Source organism: Denitraticella aggregata (assembly GCF_048158365.1).
Lineage (GTDB): Bacteria > Pseudomonadota > Gammaproteobacteria > Burkholderiales > Rhodocyclaceae > Azoarcus_F.
Window position 1 is genome coordinate 1 of sequence record NZ_JBLLNL010000042.1, and the last position, 962, is coordinate 962.

Consider the following 962-nt stretch of genomic DNA (forward strand, 5'->3'; position numbering starts at 1 on the left):
CGCCAATGGCGATTGTAGCGGTCCTTGAAATCGGTCACGACGGCGCGGACTTCCTCGACGTTCTTGAAGATGCGGCCGTGGATGGCCTGCTCCTTCAATGTCCGGTTGAAGCGTTCGGCGACGCCGTTGGTCTGCGGCTCGGCGACGAAGGCGAAGCTCGGGGCGATGCCCCAGAACTTGACCTGGTTGAGGAAGTCATCGGCCGTGTATTGCGTGCCGTGATCCATGCGCAGCGCCAGACCGCGCCCGGCGTCGGCGCCGGTGGCGCCGAATTCGGTGTGGAGCCCCTGGGCAATCGGCTGCAAGGCCGCGAAACGGTTGCCGGTCTTCACGGCATGGATGCCCACGCAGCAGGCATCGAAATGATCGACCGCCGAGAACACCCAGACCCAGCCCTCATCCACGGTCTCGATCCGGATGCCGTCGGTGCCCCACATTGCGTTCGGGCGATCCGTCGTGATCGATCCGTCGTGCAGGCTGGGGGCGCCCTGGGGCCGGCGATGGGGCGACAGCAAGGCGTTCTCGCGCATCAGGCGCAGCACGCGGGCGCGCGAGACGCGGATGTCGTGCACCATGCGCAGCCGCGCCCAGACCTTGCGGTGGCCCTCGCCGGTGAAGGGCGAGGCTTGCAGATCGGCGCGGATGGCGACCAGGAGCTCGGCGTCGGCCACCTTCGGCTTCGGGCCGCGCCGCTGCGGGCGCAAGAGCACCACCGTGGCCGATTCCCGGGCCTGCTGGGCGTAGAGGGTCGAGCGGGGGAATTCGAGCACCCGGCAGACCCGCTCCAGGCCGTAGGGCTTGCCAGCGCCTTCGGAGGTCTCGCGGCTCATCGCGACGACCTCCGTCCGACCAAAGGGTGCTTCGCCCGCCTTTCCTTCTGCAGGATCTCGACTTCCATGACCAGCTCGCCGATACGCCGCTTGGCCTCGTCGAGTTGTCGCTCGACCGGGTCGTTCTCGCGC

At 68.1% G+C, this 962-nt stretch carries 1 protein-coding gene; it reads right to left on the reverse strand.

Annotated features, from left to right (window positions below):
* The coding region (locus ACKVEX_RS16560; protein ID WP_473216842.1) for a transposase at positions 1-830 on the reverse strand (830 nt) is incomplete at its 3' end.
* Positions 831-962: the final 132 nt, after the last annotated feature.